At 49.6% G+C, this 21,670-nt stretch carries 13 protein-coding genes; 9 read left to right on the plus strand and 4 right to left on the minus strand.

Annotated elements, in window-relative coordinates; genetic code table 11:
* Nucleotides 1-10: 10 nt before the first annotated feature.
* Nucleotides 11-1,081, minus strand: a complete 1,071-nt coding sequence (gene mutY / locus R3187_RS17155) for an A/G-specific adenine glycosylase (RefSeq protein ID WP_413229040.1) — start codon at nucleotides 1,079-1,081, stop codon at nucleotides 11-13.
* A 153-nt stretch (nucleotides 1,082-1,234) separates the two neighbouring features.
* Between mutY and trmB the strand changes: the two genes are divergently transcribed.
* From trmB to R3187_RS17170, 3 genes are read left to right on the plus strand one after another with little or no spacing between them, the layout of a single operon-like run.
* Nucleotides 1,235-1,975: a tRNA (guanosine(46)-N7)-methyltransferase TrmB gene (trmB, locus tag R3187_RS17160; protein ID WP_413229041.1), complete on the plus strand. Its 741-nt coding sequence runs from the start codon at nucleotides 1,235-1,237 to the stop codon at nucleotides 1,973-1,975.
* On the plus strand, nucleotides 1,975-2,994 hold the full coding sequence (locus tag R3187_RS17165; protein ID WP_318968289.1) for a class I SAM-dependent methyltransferase: 1,020 nt from the start codon (nucleotides 1,975-1,977) through the stop codon (nucleotides 2,992-2,994). The genes trmB and R3187_RS17165 overlap by 1 nt, the downstream gene beginning before the upstream one ends.
* Nucleotides 2,995-2,998: 4 nt before the next feature.
* Nucleotides 2,999-3,328, plus strand: coding sequence for a hypothetical protein (locus tag R3187_RS17170; protein ID WP_318968290.1), 330 nt, complete (start codon nucleotides 2,999-3,001; stop codon nucleotides 3,326-3,328).
* Here the strand turns inward: R3187_RS17170 and R3187_RS17175 are convergent.
* Nucleotides 3,325-3,723: a DUF3293 domain-containing protein gene (locus R3187_RS17175; RefSeq protein ID WP_318968291.1), complete on the minus strand. Its 399-nt coding sequence runs from the start codon at nucleotides 3,721-3,723 to the stop codon at nucleotides 3,325-3,327. The genes R3187_RS17170 and R3187_RS17175 overlap by 4 nt on opposite strands.
* A 146-nt stretch (nucleotides 3,724-3,869) precedes the next feature.
* Between R3187_RS17175 and R3187_RS17180 the strand changes: the two genes are divergently transcribed.
* Together R3187_RS17180 and arcA are read left to right on the plus strand one after the other, a co-directional pair.
* Nucleotides 3,870-5,579 (plus strand): ATP-binding protein, encoded by a 1,710-nt coding sequence (locus R3187_RS17180; RefSeq protein WP_318968292.1) that lies wholly within the window; start codon nucleotides 3,870-3,872, stop codon nucleotides 5,577-5,579.
* Nucleotides 5,580-5,774: 195 nt separating this feature from the next.
* Complete coding sequence (gene arcA, locus R3187_RS17185; protein WP_019676687.1) at nucleotides 5,775-6,482, plus strand: two-component system response regulator ArcA; 708 nt, start codon at nucleotides 5,775-5,777, stop codon at nucleotides 6,480-6,482.
* 29 nt (nucleotides 6,483-6,511) lie between these two features.
* Here the strand turns inward: arcA and R3187_RS17190 are convergent, their stop codons facing one another.
* Nucleotides 6,512-8,812 (minus strand): ATP-binding protein, encoded by a 2,301-nt coding sequence (locus R3187_RS17190; RefSeq protein ID WP_318968293.1) that lies wholly within the window; start codon nucleotides 8,810-8,812, stop codon nucleotides 6,512-6,514.
* A gap of 39 nt (nucleotides 8,813-8,851) precedes the next feature.
* On the minus strand, nucleotides 8,852-10,693 hold the full coding sequence (locus R3187_RS17195; protein WP_318968294.1) for a cyanophycinase: 1,842 nt from the start codon (nucleotides 10,691-10,693) through the stop codon (nucleotides 8,852-8,854).
* 417 nt (nucleotides 10,694-11,110) lie between these two features.
* Between R3187_RS17195 and R3187_RS17200 the strand changes: the two genes are divergently transcribed.
* The 4 genes from R3187_RS17200 (at nucleotide 11,111) to gltB (ending at nucleotide 21,654) form a co-directional block, all read left to right on the plus strand.
* A complete protein-coding gene (locus R3187_RS17200) occupies nucleotides 11,111-14,038 on the plus strand; it encodes a TonB-dependent receptor domain-containing protein (protein WP_318968295.1) in 2,928 nt (975 codons plus the stop codon).
* 74 nt (nucleotides 14,039-14,112) lie between these two features.
* Nucleotides 14,113-15,597 carry a putative basic amino acid antiporter YfcC gene (gene yfcC, locus R3187_RS17205; RefSeq protein ID WP_318968296.1) on the plus strand — a complete coding sequence of 495 codons (1,485 nt, stop codon included), beginning with the start codon at nucleotides 14,113-14,115 and terminating at the stop codon, nucleotides 15,595-15,597.
* A 10-nt stretch (nucleotides 15,598-15,607) separates the two neighbouring features.
* Nucleotides 15,608-16,789: a beta-aspartyl-peptidase gene (gene iadA / locus R3187_RS17210; RefSeq protein ID WP_318968297.1), complete on the plus strand. Its 1,182-nt coding sequence runs from the start codon at nucleotides 15,608-15,610 to the stop codon at nucleotides 16,787-16,789.
* A 401-nt stretch (nucleotides 16,790-17,190) separates the two neighbouring features.
* Nucleotides 17,191-21,654 (plus strand): glutamate synthase large subunit, encoded by a 4,464-nt coding sequence (gene gltB / locus R3187_RS17215; protein ID WP_318968298.1) that lies wholly within the window; start codon nucleotides 17,191-17,193, stop codon nucleotides 21,652-21,654.
* The last annotated feature ends 16 nt before the right edge of the window (nucleotides 21,655-21,670 follow it).

A 21,670-nucleotide genomic window follows, 5' to 3' on the forward strand; every position in this document is an offset into this window, starting at 1 on the left:
AAATTGCTCCTTATTCAGGGGGCTGTAACGCCTGCATTTGCTGTAGCAGGATTTTAGCGGGTGCTGATAACCCCACCTGCGGTAGTTGCGCTATTGTAAACCATTGTGCGTCAGTTTGCTCCTGCACACTGGCAGGTTTGGTTTTAATCTTTACCAGTTGCGGGGTTATCCATAAATGAAAATGGCTGAATGTATGGCGAAAGGCTGGCAGGTCAAGACCTGAGGTAACCTGCAGCTGATTTAGCGCTATATAATCTGCGCGCAGCTGCTCACTGCTAAATTCAATAAAACCGTACAAGCCTCCCCACAGCCCGCTTGCCGGCCGCTGTTGCAGCAAGACCTGCTGCTGATGTTGCAGCATTAACCAGTAACTGTGTTTTTCAGGTAGGGTTTTAGCGGACTTTTTGCCGGGATAACTTGTCTGCTCACCGGCAAGAGCAGCTTTGCAATTTAATTTGAGCGGACATTCAGCGCAGCGTGGTTTACTGCGACTGCAAAGTGTCGCGCCCAAATCCATCATCGCCTGATTAAAGGCTGTTACTTCCGCTCCGGCGGGAGTAACCTGCTCTGCCAGCTGCCATAACTGCTGTTCAACCGCTTTATTACCTGGCCAGCCGGCAACAGCGGCAAACCGACTGAGCACCCTTTTGCAGTTGCCGTCTAAAATAGGGTAATGCTGGCCCAGCGCTAATGATAAAATGGCACCGGCTGTTGAGCGCCCCACGCCCGGCAATGCCAGCACTTGTTCAAATTCAACCGGAAACTCACCGTTATGCTCAGCAGCGATAATTTGCGCCGCTTTATGTAAATTGCGGGCCCGGGCGTAATAACCGAGCCCGGTCCACAAATGCAGCACTTCGTCCTGTGATGCTGCGGCTAAACGGGTTACATCGGGAAAGCGCGCTGTAAAACGTTCAAAATAGGGAATAACAGTAGCCACCTGGGTTTGTTGCAGCATCACTTCGCTGAGCCAGGTTTTGTACGGGCTTTTATTTATCTGCCAGGGCAGGGTTTTGCGGCCATGCAGCTGATACCAGCTAAGCAGCTGATCTGAAAACCAATTAGCAATATCTTTTTGCAACAGCCTGCCCCACTTATATCCGTCGTTATATCACCATGTTGCCAATTGCTGCGCAGTATAAGCAGCTTGGGCCGTAAAGCCAACGCAAAGTCGGTTGAGCTTATCGTCTAATATCCGCATAATGTGCGCCGCAGTTTGATTTCGGAGCCAACAATGAGCAACACCCCAGTCCAACCTGAACCACAGCAACCGTCAACAGAACAAGGCGAAAGTGTGCCTTATATGCGCAAAATCCGCTCCTTTGTGCTGCGCGAAGGCAGGTTGACTAAAGGCCAGCAAAACGCCCTTGATAACCACTGGCCGGCATTTGGTTTAAGTTATCAGCACAGCCCTCTGGACCTGCAACAGGTGTTTGGCCGCAGCGCACCGGTGGTACTGGAAATTGGTTTTGGCATGGGAAAGTCGCTGGTTGAAATGGCCAGCAACGCTCCTGACAAAGATTTTATCGGCATTGAGGTACATAAACCCGGCGTTGGAGCCTGCCTGGGCGATGCAGCAGCAGCTGGCTTAAGTAACTTACGCTTATTTGAACATGATGCGGTTGAAGTATTAAATGACAGCATCGCTGACGAGAGCCTTGATACTGTTCAGTTGTTTTTCCCGGATCCATGGCATAAAAAACGCCATCATAAACGACGGATTGTCCAGCCGGAATTTGTCCAGCTGCTACGCAAGAAGCTAAAAATTGGCGGTGTATTTCATATGGCGACAGACTGGCAAAACTATGCAGAGCATATGTTAGAGGTAATGCAGGCAGCGCCGGGCTTTGAAAATGTCTCAGCCAGCGGCGATTATGTAGAACGGCCAGAACAGCGGCCACTGACAAAATTTGAACAGCGCGGCCAGCGGCTTGGCCATGGCGTCTGGGATTTAATGTTTACAAGGACAAGCTGATGCTAGCCAATACCAGCCAGATGCTGCTGCGTAATATTACCGATTTAACCGGCAAGATACTAATTGTAGAACCCCCGGCTGATGAGCTGGCCCGCAGCCTGCTGCCAGAACTGCCAACTGATGCGACCCTGTGCTGTTATACCACTAATGCGGCAACCGCTGAAAATTGGCAACTGGCAGATACAACGTGCTATTTCAGCGCCTTACCTGAATTTAACCAACAGTTTGATACCGTCGTTATTTATTACCCAAAAAGCAAAGAGCAACTCAGTTTAAGTCTTGCCGCCATTGCACCGGCTTTAAAGGACAGCAGTCAGATCTATCTGGTGGGTGATAATAAAGGTGGCATTAAAAGCCTTGGCAGCCATGCCGACAAGCTTGGGCTCAAGGCGCATAAACTGGATAATGCTAAACACTGTTTGTGGTACTGCCTGACTGGCTCATTATCAGCGTTACCTAAGCCGGTTTTCAGTCAGCAGCAAGTTACCATTGCTCAAACCACGTTAAAAGTATGCTCGATTGCCGGGGTGTTTAATCATGGCAAGCTGGATACCGGTACTGCCCTACTGCTTAACCATCTGCAACATATCACGAAAGGCTCAGTACTGGATTTTGGCTGTGGCTGTGGGGTTATTGGCGCTTTTCTGAAGAAAAATAACAGCGACATTAATCTTTACTGCTCCGATGTCAGTGCGCTGGCGACAGAGGCTACAACTCAGACATTGCGGGCCAACAACCTGCAAGGTACGGTAATAACAGCCGATGGACTGCCGGCTCAACCCGCCAGCTTTGACCACATTGTCAGTAATCCGCCGTTTCATACCGGCATTAAAACCGACTATAGTATCAGCGAAGCATTTATCAGCCAGAGTAAGGCACGATTAAAAGCAGGTGGCAGCCTGACGCTGGTGGCTAATTCGCATCTGGCTTACCAGACGCTGCTGGAGCAAACTTTTGGTAATGTAGCGGTACTGGCGAAGGCTGATGGTTTTGTTATATATCAGGCAATTAAAAGGTAATTTAATGAGATTGCGGTCAACAGTGCTGGTTTTACTGGGTCTTACTTATCTGTTTACCGCAGTGTCTCCGGTGCAGGCCGCCGTTCCTGAGCAGTGCATTCAGCATAAAAATCGGGTTAAAGCCTGCCCGCATCAGTTGTATCGGGCCGATAAGTTACCGTCGCACAATACAACGCAGTTGCTATGCATCTGCGTTACTGATTTTCAGCCGCTGCTGCAACAACCCGACAATGAGCAACAGAAAATTGAGCAGAATATGCTGAGGCGGCAGTACCAGGTGCAGTTTGGCGATGACTTGCCGGTGATCCTGGCAATATTGCAACATCAACGTTAATCAGCCAGCAATATAACTCTGCTGTCAAATAAGCCAAGATATTCTTCGGTATGCTGATAAAGTACTGGTACCAGATATAATTTGTTTTGCTCTACCCAGTAAATAGCGTTCTGCTGAAAATCATGTCCCAGTTGCAACGCCTGAGCTTTATCACAAAACACTATCCAGCTCTTTTCCTGAAAACTCAAATCTGCTGATGCCCCTGTTACCGCACGAAATGGAAGACGGGCTTGTTGCAGAAACCCCTCGAATCGTTTGTCGAGACATAAGTTCAGATGAGAACTTTTTAATTCACCTGCCGGATTTTGCGCGCTGATAATGGCAAAATTCAGTTGGCGCGCCAGGCGTTGCCGGCAGATAAAGACACAGTCTTTGTAAGTATCCCATAATGACATCTGTAACACTCACTTATAGCAACCAGCTTAACTATACCCGCGCATTATAAAAACACCAAACAGGTTTGCTAAATGAACATTAACTGCATAACATCAATACTTAATCTGGAACAGTTGCAGCAATGTCAGCTAAAAGTGAGCGATGCATGAAAGCAGTAGTCAACACCAGCTCAAAAACCGCCACCATCCGAAGTGCGCTATTTATTGGTGTAATGACAATTTGCAGTCTGACTATCTGCGTTTCCATGCTCGCCTCTACCTTGCAGGATATTAAACAGCAACGAACCGCTTTGATTAATGAGCTTAAAAGCTACGCCAGCATCATTGCCTTTAACGCCCAGGCCAGCTTTGCTGCCGCTGAAAAAGCTATAATTCAGTCAGAGGCTGGATTTATAGACGAGCGGGAAAATATTTTTAACGATTATGCTCACATTGAAGAAAGCCGGCTACGCTCATTCGAAGCAGTTCCGATGTTTCACAACATTCATATTTATCGGCTACAGCAATCTTCAGATAAGTTAGTACTGTATTCAATTTATAATGCCCGCGGCGTCGGCCCTTACCCGGCACAACTTGAAAAGGTGGCCTCTTTTACAGAGCCAAAACTAAGTGATAACTATATTGAACTAAGCCAGGAAATCAGACTGGACGATACGCTGGCTGGCTATGTTTTTATCAGAGCAAGTCAGCATGAATTGCAGACTTACATTCAGAACCGGATTCTAATCGATTTATTCATCATCATATGTGCATTAATTGTGGCCTTCTTACTCGCCCGTAAGCTGGAGCAACGATTTACCACACCGATTAATCAGTTATTACAGTTAGTGCAAAAAGTGGCAAAAGAAAAGGATTATCACTTACGCGCGCCGCAAAACAGCATTGAAGAATTTAATGTTTTTGGTAAAGCACTGAATGCCATGCTTGATAAAATCGAGCGGCAAATTATCAGGCAACAACACACCGAAACTGAAATCCGTGAACTTTATCAGGGCTTGGAGCAGAAGGTCAGCGAACGGACCGAAGCACTGAAATCGTCTAATCAGGAATTGCTTAACACCCTGGCCACTTTGCATCAGTACCAGAACCAGATAGTTGAAACTGAAAAGATGGCCAGTCTGGGACAAATGGTGGCAGGGGTGGCACATGAAGTAAACACACCAATTGGTCTGGGCGTAACCGCTTCCACTTTACTGCAAGATAAACTGACGGGCATCGAGCGGGCATTCAATGATAAAAAACTCACGTCATCGCAGCTGGGTCGTTTTCTGAATGAAAGCAAAGAAAATCTCGGTATTATTTATCGTAATCTTGAGCGTGCAGCAAGTTTAATCAGCAGCTTTAAGCAAGTTGCTGTCGATCAGTCCAGTGATAGTCAGCGCAGTTTTAATATGGCTCAGCTTGTCAATGAAGTACTACTTTCTTTACGCCCCAATCTGAAAAAGACCCGCCATCAGGTCATAGTAGAATGTCCGGCCGAACTGACGATTGAAAGCAAACCCGGGCCGATAAATCAGATCCTGATTAATCTGGTTATGAACAGCCTGATCCATGCATTTGATGCCATGGACCAGGGCGAAATACATATTTCGGTAAATTTAAGCGGTACCCGCTGCCAGCTCTGTTACAGCGATAACGGCAGCGGGGTGCCTGAGACAATTAAGAAGCGGATTTTTGATCCCTTCGTAACCACCAAACGCGGTGAAGGCGGCAGTGGTCTTGGCTTACACCTGGTATATAATCTGGTTACTCAGGCGTTAAATGGTAAAATCAGTTTTGACAGCACGCTGGGTTTTGGCGTGAAGATCCTGATTGACTTCCCGGTTATAAATACCAGTCACAAAAATACAGTATAGACTTATCTATCTGTATTGATTAATTTTTTTATCTAAAAATAAGAACCTGCTAATTCATTAAGACCAATTGTTAACAAAAATCTTGTTAACAATTGGGCAGCCCGCTATAATTGCGCCAGTATTTGACATGTCCACAGCAACTATAGTAATTAGTAAGCTATACTGTTCACAAAAAACACATAAGGTTTAACTCTAATGCAAACACCTGTGATTCTGATTGTTGAAGATGAAGAAGTTACCAGACTCAATCTGGTTAATCTGTTCCAGGGTGAAGGCTATGATGTCATCGAAGCAGTTAACGGCGAAGAGATGTATCAAAAGCTGGAACAAAATCCAGTTAATCTGGTTGTCATGGACATTAACTTACCTGGTAAAAATGGTCTGATCCTGGCTCGTGAACTGCGTCAGAAAGAAAATATCGGTTTAATCTTCTTAACCGGTCGTGACAGTGAAGTGGATAGGATCCTAGGCCTGGAAATTGGTGCTGATGACTATCTGACCAAGCCATTCAATCCCCGTGAACTGACCATCCGCGCCCGTAACCTGCTGGGCCGCACCGTTGCCCAACCGGTAGTGGAAGAGCATAAAAGTATTGTTAAATTTAATGGCTGGACCCTGGATGAAAACAGCCGCAATCTGACTTCACCCAAGGGTATGGCTCGTCGCTTACCAAAAGGCGAGTACCGCGCGCTACGCTTAATGCTGGACACCCCGGGTAAAATTTTCACCCGTGAACAGCTAATCCGCCATATGACTGGTCGTGAACTGCGGCCGAATGATCGGACAGTAGACGTCACAATCCGTCGCATTCGTAAACATTTTGAATCTGATATCGACAGCCCGGAGTTAATCAGCACCATCCATGGTGAAGGTTATCGTTTTGTCGGTAAGATAGACAAGTAACCTCTTTAGCAACCTGAAACAACGGGTTGCTAATTAGCTTCAATAAATTCATACAGAGCAGCCAGGTGCTGCTCTGCTTTTAAGTGATAATCAACCAGTTGTCGTTCCAACCCATTCCAGCCTAATGTTTCCTGTTCAAACTTTTTAGCCTGCTGTTGCACCCACAATAAACCTACTGAAGCTGCAGCCCCTTTCAGTTTATGGGCAGATTCTTTAAAGTCCTGCGGGTGCTGCTGCACAGCTGCTTCAATCATCTTGCTAATGTAACCGGGCAGTAGCTGAGCAAACAACTGGGCACTACGTTTCATTGCTTCAGGTCCCAGCGACTGCATATAGTCTTGTAACGTAACCAGATCCAGGATTTGATTATCACCGTTGGCCGGCTTTACCGGATTCAGTTGCTGTAATTTTAAGGCACTTGGCGAAAACAACCTGGCCAGCATCTGGTCCAGTTTATTAGTGTTGATAGGTTTGGCCAGAGCACCATCAACCTGAACATCAATAAGCTGTTCTTCAGCTTTTCGGACATTGGCACTAAGCACCACTATCGGAATAGTCTGCAAATGGCTTTCGCTTCGCATATAGCGGGCAATCTGATCACCACTCATATCCGGCAACTGCATATCCAGCAACACCAGATCGATATCATCTTCCGTTTCCAGCAGTGCTATCGCATCTTCTCCCGTTTCGGCATGGATCACAGTATGTCCCCGCTGCTCGAGCAAAGCTGTTGCTATTTCAGCATTCAGCGGCACATCTTCAATTAATAACACCGTAAGCTCAGGGCAAGTTATCGTACTGACAATCGGTGCCTCTGCTTGCTCCGTCGGCAGTTGCACACTGAAACAACTGCCCTGCCCCGGCTCGCTGCTCAATGAAATTTTACCGCCCATGGCCTCGACCAACGCCCGCGATACAGATAAGCCTATACCTGAACCAACAATACTTAACCGGCGCCCGTCAGTGGATTTATAGTACATGTCAAAAATACGCTCCTGCTCAGCAGTGGCAATACCTATCCCGGTATCCTGCACCTTAAACAGTAAGCTGGCTGCACCAGTTGTAGTCACACTCAGCTGGCAATCCAGCGAAATTTGTCCCTGAGCGGTAAATTTGACCGCATTATTTAATAAATTCCACAGCACCTGGCGCAACCGGGTCGCATCCAGTTTTAAATAACAATCTAAATCGCCCTGGCTGCTCATATTGAAATGCAGGCCTTTTTGCTGGCATATCAGCTCTGCGAAATTCGCAATATCATTTAAAAACCCCTGGATATGAATGCTATGAAAAACAATATCCAAATCCTGGCGGTCAATTTTATCTAAATCGATGATATCGTTAAAAATATTACCAAGGGTCTCGGCGCTGCTGAAAATAGTATTGGCCCAGCTATGCTGCTCAGGCCCTAACTCACTGTCCAGCAAGCGGCGGCTTAAGCCGACAATGCCGTTTAGTGGGGTCCGCAACTCGTGACTTAAGGTGGCAATAAACTTGCCTTTATCCTGATAGGCTTTCTCAAGCGCCTGTTCGGCTAATTTACGCGAGGTAATATCCCGACCAAACCCCAGCAAGCCAATATAACGGCCCTGGCCATCATAAAATGGTACTTTACGCATTTCGAACCAGAGTATCTGGCCATCCGGTTTTACAAATTCAACATCCAGCGTTAGCTCGGTGTACTCTGCAGCAGCTTCATATTCGGTTAAAATGGCAGCCTGGGCACTATCTTCAGTGTACAGATCAGCAGGATGATGGCCAATCAGCTCCTGGGCAGACTTACCCATAATAATTTCAAACATTTTATTGCAGCTGGCCAGATGACCTTTTTCGTCGCGGTAATAGAATAAGTCGGGAGAGCTATCAACGATAGAGCGGATCAGCAAACTCTGCTCTTCCAGTTCCTGCTGGGTTTTTTTGCGTTCAGAGATTTCTTTGCGAAGTTCATCGACAGCACGCCGTTTTGCCTGAAATGCCTTTTTCCGTTCTTCAATTTCGAAATTGAGCTGGCGGATACTATCCTGCATATTCTGATTAAGCAGGCGTTCCTGGTGGGCAGAGTCTTTCAGGTAAAGTAAGGCGGCATCAAGGTGCAACACCAGATAAAAAATAATTAAAATAGCCACGGGGCTGGCCAGCATCGCCAGAATTAGTTGCGCCTGCAGCGTTGCCCAGTCAACTACAACTGCAAACAGCGCCGCATAGGTATAATGCACCAGCACTAATACTGCCAGTGAACTGAGCCATAACAACACGCCGAGGCGGAGTTTGCCCCAACGCTTTATCAATGCAGCAAAAGCTTTAACCTTTGGGTGCACCGGACTTTGCATTATGCCCTACCCTTTATGTGGTTTTCAGCCAAAACCACCTTAATTAGCAGGTTGCAGGTCAACCATAATATTTCGATATGAACAATAGGCTAACTCTTCACCCTGCTGTCTGAACGTGCCCTGGCGGGTATAAGAGCTATGATCTTTGTATATCGTCACTGCAGATCCCTGTCCCACCTTAACGGCTCGGCCCTCTGCCTGCCGGGCCTGGGTCATACACAGTAAATGGCTAAGCTGTTTATAGTTATCACGCTCAAATATATCGCCTGAGGTCAGCAGCGGTTGCGCCAGATTATTCGGAGCAAACTTCCAGTTAGCAAAACGGCTGCGTAACTGATTAGCGTTTAACTCCATTTCATCGCTGCGGGTCAGATAGTGAGTAACCACATTACGCAATGTCAAAGCACTGCCCTCGCCGCTACTATTGGCGCTATTCATATCTACCACGTATACACCTGCTTCGCCCAACACCGCCATTTTTACCGCTGGTACTTCTGCAGCCTGACCAAACCCAACCAGTAAACCGGTATTTTCATCAATACCAAAACCATAGCGGCTTTGCGTATCATGCAGTAACCGGATTAACCGGCCCTGCCGGCCCCGCTCTGAAAAATGGGTGTCCAGCACACCCCAGCGAAATAAGCCCAGGCCGCCGGTGCCGCTGTAGGTCAGATGATTTTCTGCCAGACCATTACTGCAGCTCTGATCTTTATCACAGCCCACGGCAGGGGCAGGCAAATCAAAGGCACCAAACTGCATAGCACTGTAACTATCGCCGTTGGTGATCATTGGTGTACGCTGACCATTATAGCTGCCGCCTGACATTACCGCAGTTCCGGCACTGGTACCGGCAACCACAATCTGGCCGGCTTCCAGCATGCGTTCTATCTGCTGTAATTCAGCCGACGCAGAACCATCAGCAAGCCGTAATGCCCGCAACGTTAAGCTCTGGTCACCACCATTAAAAAATATACCATCCGCCCGGCGGATCTGCGCCAGCGAAGCCTTTATTCCTGCCTGGCAGAAATCTAATTTCTGGGCCATTAAATCGGGATATACCCGTTGCCGCTGATAGCTACCGTGTTGCTCGGCAAGATGTTTGTCTAATTCGGCACAGCTGTTTTTGTCACCGCCCTGCCACGCAGCCTGATATGCCGCGCTGATTGGCAGCCAGCTGACATCAGCTCCGGTTTCGGCAAATAAATTAGTATAAAAGTCTACAGCAGCAAAAGGATCGCGCGATGATGCGGTAACCACCAGGATCCGTGGCTTACGTTTATCACCGGCAATCTGCTGTGCCATGGCAACAAACTTTTGATACAGCTCAACGGTAAAATTATTTTTGGTATTGGCTAAGTCAGCATATTCCCGGCTGCGCTGATTGCTGCGGTTGGCATCGTTACTTACCATTACCGGCACTTCCAGCTGGTCGAGCACAAAATTAAGCTCCCGACTGCTTAAGCCGGCATATACATTGCGACCAGATACCCAGATACCATCAACCTCTATCTCTGCACCGCGCCATAATCTTAACAGCTCACGCTCAGAAACCGGCTCGCTGCCTAACTGGCCGCGTAAAAACTCCAACACAGCCAGAGTTTGCTGCTGTTCAATGATCCGGTCTTCAGACCAGAATCCTGAGCTGTTTATCGCTTGCAGATGTTCGGCACTTAACTGAAACAGGCTGTGCTTTTTAGCCGCAGCTGAAAACACGTCTTCATTCGAACAATGCCGGGTGCTCGTTGAACTACAGGTTGCAAGACCGCCACCCATTAGTAGCATTGAGTACTCAGGCATGGACTTATTTTCATCATTGGCACTAAGAGTAAAAACCGGCATTGCCACTAAAATGGCTGATAAACAAGCAGTTATTTTTTTCATCGGCTCTTTCTTATTGTTTTTCAGGCAATCACTGCCTGCAGACTACTGATAATGCGCCAGGCGCTAACCCCATATTTAGTGGTTGTAGATTATCCTGTATTGACATCTTTGCCAATTAGAAGTAGAAATAAGATTGCTTTTGGCGCTGTTTTCACGCATTGCCAACAGTGAATAAAGTTTTTATCTGATAATTCACGTTTAAAAGTAGCGATATGTTAAAGAAAGCACTAATGCTCGGCTCATATCACTATTCGTCCTACTACCTTTCCGAGTGGTTTAACGAATAGACACCTATCAGGCAACTGCGGTTGACCTGAGGTTCTCTGTTTGAACAAACCCATTACAGCAAAAATAAAGCAAATACCAGGTATGGCTGATCCTTAGCTGATCGCGTGCCTGAAAAACACAGGTGTAACTATGCGTAAATTAACCCCGCTGGCGCTGGCTATTGCTGGCAGCTTACTCGCGTCTCCTTTTAGCTATGCACAACAGGAAACGGCCAAAGAAGAACAGAAAGTCGAACGAATTGAAGTAACCGGTTCGCGGATTAAAGGTGTTGATCTGGAAGGCACCCAGCCGTTAGTCGTTATTTCAGCTGAGGATATTAAAAACTCCGGTGCCAGTTCAGTTTATGATCTACTGAAAGACTTAGGCCAGGTACGTGGCGGTAGTGGCACTTTCTCTACCTCTGAAAGTGGCGCGACATCAACCTCTACCCCTGCAGGCCAGGCAGCAGCGTCTTTACGCGGCCTGGGTCCGTCGTCAACACTTACCCTGGTAAATGGCCGGCGGGTTGCGGCATCTTCTTTTGCTGCAGGCACCCAGAACTTTGTCGACGTAAACAGCATTCCGCTGGCGGCAATTGAGCGGATAGAAGTACTGGCGACTGGTGCTTCAGCAATTTATGGTGCTGATGCCGTTGCTGGCGTAATAAACTATATTCTGAAAAAGGATTATGAAGGCGCAGAGCTGAATTTATCCTATGGCAACAGTACAGCCTCATCAGACGACAGCCGGATAAATGCAAATATCGTGATAGGCACTGAGCTGGCGGGCGGCAATTTAACCCTGTTCGCCGATTTATACGATCGCAAAGGCTACACCGCTCAGGACCGTGAATTTACCCGTGACCCCAATCTGGTCAGCAATTACTCATACTTACCCAAGGGCGTACCGAATATTTATTACTGGTCTGCGGTAGATGGCAACGAAATAGCCAGCCCCGGCTGCACCAGCCCACTGGTGACTACTGAACTGGGCGAAGAGATCTGCGCTTACTATGCTAATCAGGACGATGTACTGGAAACCCCGTTTGAAAGCGCCTCTGCCGGTTTTAACTTCCGCAAAGAATTCAGCAACAATCTGATCTGGAATACCGACTTCTTCTATAGCCATACCTCGTCTGTTTCCTCTTCCAGCCCGGCGCCAATTAACCAGATAAGTGATGAAGAAGGCCCATGGGTGCAGGAAACGGCGCTTGACGTATTCCCTGATGCGGTTCGTGACAGCTTACTGGATCAAATTTACATCGACCCCTTTACCAGCGAAGCAGGTCAGCGCTTGTGGGGGTTCAGGTTTGATGCCCGCTTTAATACGCCCAGAACAGTAGAAGTTACCAGTGATTCATTCCGGCTGGTCAGCAGTCTGGCAGGTAGCACAGAAAACTGGGACTGGGAAACCGCTGTGCTGTTATCCCGTTCAGAATCAGAGCAGCAAGCGATTGCCGGTATTTATAACCGCTATAAATATCATGCCGCTATTGCCGGCGAGCTATGTCAGGATGGCAGTATCGCCAGTTATGACAGTGACGCTGACAGCCTGAGCTGCAGCAGTGGCGCGGGTCTCGCAGGTGTTTACAACCCATTCTTAGCCAATGATTCTGCCAACGAAGCCCTGTTAGCGCTGGCGCAGGAGGTTCCGACCCGCGATGGTGTCAGCACGGTTTATGGCTGGGATGCGCGCTTCAGCGGCGATTTATTTGAATTTAATGGTCAGCTGGTGCGTTCCGCCTTTGGTCTGGAGCTGCGTAAAGAAGAAATTACCGATACCCCCTCTGCCAATGCTCAGGCCAGTGCTGCCAACGGCTATCTGGTAGATGTGTTTGGTTTTGGCTCCAGCCTGTCTGCCGCCGACCGGACCCAGATGGCAGCCTTTGCTGAAATTTATGCCCCGCTGACCGATACTATCGAGCTGCAACTGGCGGGCCGTTATGATCACTATGACGACTTTGGCAGCACTTTTAACCCTAAAGTCGGCATTACCTGGCGGCCACTGGATAGCCTGGTTATGCGAGCCTCCTGGGCAACGTCGTTCCGGGCCCCATCACTTACTCAGGCAGGGGTAAAACTCAGAACCACTACCGCAACGTTTGACTGCAGTGCTAATCAGACGGTATCAGACTTGTACTGTGAGGGCGCTGGCTTTACCAGCAGCCCGAATGTACTGGAGCTGGGTAACGCCGCGCTGCAAGCTGAAACCTCAGAGTCTGTCAGTGTCGGCTTTGGCTGGAGCCCAACTCAGGACACCACCCTGACGGTAGATTACTGGCAGTTTGAGCATAAAAAGCTGGTTGATACCGATATGACCGCCATGCTGGCCCGCACGGCGACTGACGCCAGTGTCCGCCATTGTGGTCTGGTACCTGACGGTGAGCTAGGGATCTCCTACGATCCGGCACTCTGCGATGTTACCGATTCAGCCGGACGCACCGTAGAAGACGACGGTGCCAATATGGCAGAAATTCTCGATGCCTGGGTTGAGTATGATAATCCACGCTTTGCTGAACTGCCGTTATTCCGCGACCACGTGATCCAGCTGGATAACGTTGGCCGGCAGGACGTTAGCGGCATTGATGCCCGCTTCAGTCATACGCTTGATTTAGCCGGTGGCCGTTTAGGTCTGGACCTGGACTGGACTCATTATCTGGAGTTTGATCGTAATAAAGCGGGCTCGGATGAAGTTGAAGCGCTTATTGGCACCTTCCGTTACCCGGAAAACATTGGCAGTGCCAGTATTTCCTGGAGTGGTGAGGCGCTTTATCTGGGCCTGACCGCGCTTTACACTTCATCCTATCAGGACGATACCGCGCGGCTGCGTAGCCGCAACCTGGACGAGCTGGATGAGTTAGGGTTGATTGATGCAGACGGCAATCGTGATGTGTCATCCTGGACCACCCTGCGAGCGAATATTGGTTATGACTTTGAACATGCTTCGCTAAACTTTACTGTCGACAACCTGTTGGATCGTGATCCGCCAGCAGTGTACGGCAACAGCCGTGGCTTCGACTCGATTAACCACAACGCCTTTGGCCGCAACTATCGTGTATCCTTTAGCTATTTCTTTTAATTAGCAAAGCGGTGGGCGTGAGACTATAGCTCTCACGCCCGCCAATCACCGATAGCTATTACAAGGCTTACACTATGGCTAACCAAGTAAAACAACCGGTGTCGATGCCGGACGCCTTTGTCATCCTGTTTTTTGTGATGATCCTGGCAGCGTTAGCATCGCACCTTATTCCGGCCGGCTCATTCGATATTATTGAAGTGGCCGCGGAAACTGACAGTGCCGTTAAAACCAAAAGCCGGATTGACCCTGGCAGCTTTACCCTGGCAACCGACAGCAGTGCCGGTGTGCCGCTGTTTGCTGAAGGCGGCGGGGTCGGCTTTTTAAACTATGCCTTTGAAGGCATGGTGTCAGGTAACAAGTGGGGCTCGGCAGTAGGCGTTATCGCCTTTATCCTGCTTACCGGTGGTGCTTTTGGCATCATTATGAAAACCGGGGCGATTCACAATGGCATTCTGGCGTTAATTGAAAACACCAAACGACTGGAATTTGTGTTTATTCCGTTGCTGTTTGTGTTGTTCTCATTAGGCGGTGCCATTTTTGGCATGGGAGAAGAGGCCATTGCCTTTTGCATCGTGCTGCTGCCGTTAATGCTGGCGCTGGGCTACGATGCGATTACCACCGTGCTGGTAACTTACATAGCTACCCAGATAGGTTTTGCCACCAGCTGGATGAACCCATTTAATGTGGCTATTGCGCAGGGCATTGCCGAGATCCCATTATTATCGGGTGCTGATCTGCGCTTAGTGATGTGGCTGGTGTTTACCCTGTTCGGGGTTATTTTTACCATGCGCTACGCCGCCAGAATTAAACGCGACCCAGAAAGCTCGCTCAGCTTTGCCAGCGATCAGAAGTTACGAAGCCAGCAACAGCAGCAGGCAGTAAACAGCTACAGCAATATCGACAGTGTCATTCTACTGGCATTTTTTGCCGGCCTCATCTGGATTATCTGGGGGGTTACCGCCCGCCAGTACTATATTCCGGAAATTGCCAGCCAGTTTTTTACTATCGGTATAGTTATCGCCATCATCGCGGTAGTGGGTAAAAGGCTCAGGGTAAACGACGCTGCCGATGGTTTTAAGCAAGGTGCTGCTGAGTTACTGCCGGCTGCGCTGATTGTCGGTATGGCCAAAGGCATAGTGCTGCTGCTCGGTGGTGATAATCCAGAAACGCCGTCGGTGCTGAATACCCTGCTGTACTATTCAGGCCAGGCACTCGGCGACTTACCGGCTTATTTATCCGCCTGGCTGATGCTGGTTATTCAGTCGGTATTTAATTTCTTTGTCGCCTCCGGTTCAGGCCAGGCTGCGCTAACCATGCCGTTGATTGCGCCGCTGGCCGATATGGTCGGCTTAAGCCGGCAAATTGCTGTGCTGGCTTTTCAGCTCGGTGACGGCCTGACTAACTGCATTATTCCTACATCTGCCGCACTTATCGGCTGCCTGGGCGTGGTTCGGGTAGACTGGACTATCTGGCTGAAATTCGTCTGGAAATTACAACTGTGGCTGTTTGCCCTGGCCAGCATCTTTATGCTGGTTGCGGTTGCTATTGGCTATCAGTAACGAGGTTATTTTGAACACAATTTTTCTGATTAAAAATGTCGAGGTTTACGCGCCACAGCATCTTGGCAAACAAGACATAATTATGGCCGGCGGCAAAATTATTGCCATTGGTTCGCAATTCAGCACTGGCGGCAGCGATCTGCCCCTTACCGTTATAGACGGCAGCAACAATATTGCCGTACCGGGCTTTGTTGACTCGCTGGTCCACTTTATTGGTGGCGGCGGTGAAGGCGGCTTTGCCACCCGCACCCCGGAAATGCAACTAACTGACGCAACATTAGGTGGTGTTACCACGGCGATAGGGGTACTGGGTACCGATGCCACCACCAGAACGCTGACCAACTTACTGGCAAAAGCCCATGCGCTGCAAACTGAAGGTATCACCACTTATTGTCATACCGGCTCTTATCAGGTGCCTTGCCGTACTCTGACCGGCAGCATTACTGATGACCTTATTCTGATCGATAAATTTATCGGGGTCGGTGAAATCGCTATTAGCGATCACCGCTCATCGCAGCCAACCACAGATGAAATCAGAAAAGTGGCATCAGCGGCTAAAGTGGGCGGTATTCTGTCTGGCAAAGGCGGTATTGTCAGTGTGCATATGGGTGCGGGTGAGCGCATTCTGCAGCCAATTTATGATGCTGTTGCCGGTACTGAGCTCAGTGTAAAACAGTTCTATCCTACCCATATGAACCGCAACCGGGCGGTGTTTAACGCCGGGTTAGAGTTTGCCAGCCAGGGCGGCGTAATTGACTTTACCACCAGCACCACCGCCTACGATCTGGAGCATGGCGAAGTTGCTGCGGCTCAGGCGCTGGCCGAAGCGCTGCAGGCGGGTATTAAGCCAATGCAACTTACCCTTAGCTCAGACGGTAATGCCAGTTTGCCTATCTACAGTAAAAGTGGCGACTTGCTTGGTTTGCAGGTTGGTCAGGTAAGCACCCTGTATCAGTCGGCCCGGGATGCCATCTTAAAGCATAAGGTCAGTATCAGTGATGCTATCTGTGCCATCAGCCAGGCCCCTGCCACTGTGCTGGGTTTGCACCAGAAAGGCCGGCTGGCCGCTGGCCTTGATGCCGATCTGGTATTGCTTAATCGCGATGATTTGGCAATAAACCAGGTTTTTGCGATGGGCAGGCAGTTGGTGGTAGCTGGCAAAGCCACCGTTAAAGGCATGTTTGAAAAATAGTTTCAGCCTGCAGCGGTGTTTAGCATAAATATTTGCAAAGCATTGCTGCGGCCGGCCCCAAAAAAGCTGCTGTGGCAGCTTTTTTTTATGCCAACCTGCTATAGATGGCGGAAATAACGCCAATTCATGTAATTTATTTTCATTTTAAGCACAGCAGTTCCAATTTCAAATAGACGGCCAGACGGTTAAACTTCACTTGCTTTTTTAACTTATTCTTAGTATACCTGTTCAGCTCGCAGTGTTTAGACAAGTAAACACTTTAGAGCAAATGCACTACAGCGCATTAGTCACTGAAAGAACACTCGTTATTTTCTTTCACAAGCGAACAATCATAATAAAAGAATAATAATTCATATTTTATAGATAATTATATATTTGCAAGGCAAGTTTGGAGGTAAGGCATGGCGTTGTATCAGCATAGTCAGGCGCGGGAAAATTGTGGCTTTGGCCTGATAGCACATATTGAAGGTGCGGCCAGCCATCGGATTGTCAGAACCGCCATTAATGGCCTGGATCGGATGCAACATCGCGGCGGTATTTCTGCCGATGGCAAAACCGGCGACGGCTGTGGCTTATTAATGCAAAAACCCGATAGTTTCTTCCGGGCAATTGCCGAAGAAAACGGCTGGAATCTGGCGAAAAAATATGGCGTCGGCATGATTTTCCTCAGCCAGGATCCGGTAAAAGCGGCTGAAGCCAAAGCAATAATTAATAAAGAAATTGCCCGCGAAACCCTGAGCCTGGTGACCTGGCGCACTGTCCCTACCGACAGCAGCGTACTGGGCCCGCTGGCGCTGGAATCGATGCCACAAATTGAGCAGGTATTTGTTAATGCGCCGCACGGCTGGGGCGATCATGATTTAGAGCGCCGCCTTTATATGGTGCGCCGCCGGGTAGAGCAGCAGCTAAGCGCCGATGCCGATTTTTATATCCCGAGTTTCTCATCGCTGGTAACGGTATTTAAAGGCCTGATGATGCCGGCCGACTTACCACGCTATTACACCGATTTAGCCGATATCCGGATGGAAACGGCTATTTGCGTATTCCATCAGCGTTTCTCCACCAATACCATGCCTCGCTGGCCGCTGGCTCAGCCATTTCGCTACCTGGCGCATAACGGTGAAATTAATACCATTACCGGTAACCGCCAGTGGGCGCGTGCCCGCCAGTATAAGTTTGCTTCACCACTGTTACCCGATTTACAGGATGCCGCGCCCTTTGTCAGCCAGACCGGCTCTGACTCCAGCTCGCTGGATAATCAGCTGGAATTGCTGCTAGCTGGCGGTATGGATTTATTCCGTGCCATGCGGTTACTGGTGCCACCAGCCTGGCAGGGCAACCGGGTAATGGACGATAACTTAAAAGCATTCTACGAATTTAACTCGATGCATATGGAGCCGTGGGATGGCCCGGCCGGCATTGTAATGACTAACGGTCAGCATGTGGCCTGTAACCTCGACCGGAACGGCCTGCGCCCTGCCCGCTTTGTGATTACCCGCGACAAACTGATTACCCTGGCATCTGAAGTCGGGATCTGGGATTACACCCCGGATGAAGTGGTCGAAAAAGGCCGGGTTGGCCCGGGTGAAATGCTGGCCATCGATACCACTACCGGCCAGATTTGGCGCTCGGATGAAATTGATAATGATTTGATGGCGCGCCATACCTATCGCAGCTGGCTTGATGACAACGTGCAGCGGCTGGTGCCTTATGAAAAGTATGAAACCGATTTAATCGGCAAACGGGTATTTGATGATGACACCATGCAGGTGTATCACAAGTTATTTAACTACAGCTATGAAGAAATTGAACAGGTAATGACGGTACTGGCCAAAGATGGTCAGGAAGCCGTGGGCTCGATGGGTGATGATACGCCCATGGCGGTGTTATCGCGCAAGCCGCGCAACCTGTTCGATTACTTCCGCCAGCAGTTTGCCCAGGTAACGAACCCGCCTATCGACCCACTGCGCGAAGCGCATGTCATGTCGCTGGCGACCAGCATCGGCCGCGAGCATAACGTGTTTAAAGAAACCGCCGGTTATGCCCGCCGTATTCAGTTCGAATCGCCGGTGATGATGTATTCCGACTTAAAGCAACTGCGGCAGGCTGACGAGAAATACTATAAAAACCAGGTGTTTTCGTTAAATTTCGACCCGCAGCAGCACAATTTAGAGCAGGCCACCAAATCGTTATGTGATGCTGTGGTAACTGCTGTACGTGACGACAAAGTGGTACTGGTGATCCTGACCGATCGGCGCATTGAGCAAGGCCTGATTCCTATTCCGGCGGCCATGGCCGTCGGGGCGGTGCAACTGGCACTGGTCAATGCCCAGCTGCGCTGCGATTCCAACATTATTATTGAAACGGCCAGTGCCCGCGACTCGCACCACTTTGCGGTGTTAATTGGCTTAGGCGCGACCGGTATTTATCCGTTTTTAGCCTATGAAACGGTCGAGCAACTGGTTGAAAAAGGCACCATAAACTTAAGTGCCCGCCAGGCGGTGCTTAATTACCGTAAAGGCATTAATAAGGGCCTTTATAAAATCATGTCGAAAATGGGCATTTCGACCGTGGCCAGTTACCGCTGCTCTAACCTGTTTGAGGCAGTAGGCATTAATAAAGACGTTATGCAGTTATGCTTTGCCGACGTTGCCTCGCGGATTGGCGGTGCCAGCTTTATTGATTTTGAACAGGACGTGCAGCAACTGGCCAATATTGCCTGGTTAAAGCGCAAACCAATGAACCACGGCGGCTTATTAAAATACGTACACGATGGCGAGTACCATGCCTATAACCCGGATGTGGTAACCAGCCTGCAAAAAGCGGTGCGTTCGGGCAAATACGAAGACTACCGGGTTTACAGTAACCATGTTAACCAGCGGCCGGTCGCTCATTTACGCGACTTGCTGCAACTGGCCAGTGACACTGACGGCATAGCCCTTGATGAAGTGGAAGCTGCCGAAAACTTATATCCGCGCTTTGATAGCGCAGCGATGTCTATCGGTGCACTCAGCCCCGAAGCGCACGAAGCGCTGGCGATTGCGATGAACCGGCTCGGCGGGCGCTCAAACTCCGGTGAAGGCGGTGAAGATCCGCGCCGCTTTGGTACCGAGAAAAACTCCAAAATTAAACAGGTTGCCTCGGGCCGTTTTGGCGTAACGCCGCATTACCTGGTTAATGCTGAAGTGATCCAGATTAAAGTGGCCCAGGGCGCCAAGCCCGGTGAAGGCGGCCAGCTACCCGGCGAAAAAGTCACCGCCGAAATTGCCCGGCTGCGCTATTCAGTGCCTGGCGTTACCTTAATTTCGCCACCGCCGCATCATGATATTTACTCGATTGAAGATTTAGCCCAGCTGATTTTCGATTTAAAACAGGTTAACCCACAGGCACTGATCTCGGTAAAACTGGTATCAGAGCCCGGTATCGGCACTATCGCCACCGGCGTGGCTAAAGCCTATGCCGATTTAATTACCGTATCAGGTTATGACGGCGGCACCGGCGCCAGCCCATTAACCTCGGTGAAATACGCCGGCAGCCCGTGGGAGCTGGGCCTGGCTGAAGTGCATCAGGCGCTGGTTGAAAACGGCCTGCGCGACAGAGTACGGCTGCAGGTAGATGGCGGCTTAAAAACCGGCCTCGATGTGGTAAAAGCGGCTATTTTGGGCGCCGAAAGCTTTGGTTTTGGTACCGGGCCCATGGTGGCGCTGGGCTGTAAATTCCTGCGAATTTGCCATTTAAATAACTGCGCGACCGGCGTTGCTACTCAGGATGAAACCCTGCGCCGCGACCATTTTACCGGCCTGCCGGAAATGGTCATGAACTACTTTAAGTTTTTAGCGTTAGAAGTGCGTGAACTGATGGCAGAACTTGGTGTTACCGAGCTTACCCAGTTAATTGGCCGCACCGATTTACTGGAAGCCAAAGCCAGCGAAACCCAGAAGCAAGCGAAACTGGATTTAAGCCCGATATTGCAGGCCAGCGGTGTTAGCTCGGATAAACCGCTGCATTGCGTTAAAAACAACACGCCATTTGACCCCGGCGCGCTTAATCAGCTGTTGCTGCAGCGCTGCGAGCAAATGGTGCTGAATAAAACCGGTGGCCAGCTCAGCCTGCCCATCCGCAATACCGACCGCTCGGTCGGCGCGGCGTTATCAGGCTTTATTGCCAGCAAACATGGCAATCAGGGCATGGCAACCGATCCTATCCGCTTACGCTTTACCGGCACCGCCGGTCAGAGCTTTGGGGTGTGGAATGCCGGTGGCCTGCACTTAGCACTGCAGGGCGATGCCAACGATTATGTCGGGAAAGGCATGACTGGCGGCCAGATAGCAATATTCCCGGCCAAAGGCGCCAGCTTTGCCAAAAACGGCTTCGCCATTGCCGGCAATACCTGTTTATACGGCGCGACCGGCGGCCGCTTCTATGCCGCCGGCCAGGCCGGCGAGCGCTTTGCGGTGCGTAACTCAGGCGCGTTAGCGGTGGTAGAAGGTACCGGCGATAACTGCTGTGAATATATGACCGGCGGTGTGGTGGTGGTACTGGGCTGCACCGGCGTTAACTTTGGTGCCGGCATGACCGGTGGCTTCGCCTATTTACTGGACGAGCAGAACGACCTGGAACTGCGGTTAAACCCGGAGCTGGTCGAGGCGCTGGAGATCAGCACGCCAATATTACAGGAGCATTTACGCAGCCTGTTGCATCAACACGTGGAAGAAACCGGCAGCGATAAAGCGCAGCGCATCCTGTCTGATTTCAACAATTACTTAAGCAAATTTAAGCTGGTTAAACCAAAAACCAGCGATGTAAATACCTTGCTGGGACACCGCGCTCGCTCTTCTGCCGAGCTGCGGGTTCAGGCGATGTAAGGGCAAAGGGAACGTT

This window comes from Arsukibacterium sp. (assembly GCF_033721375.1).
Lineage (GTDB): Bacteria > Pseudomonadota > Gammaproteobacteria > Enterobacterales > Alteromonadaceae > Alishewanella.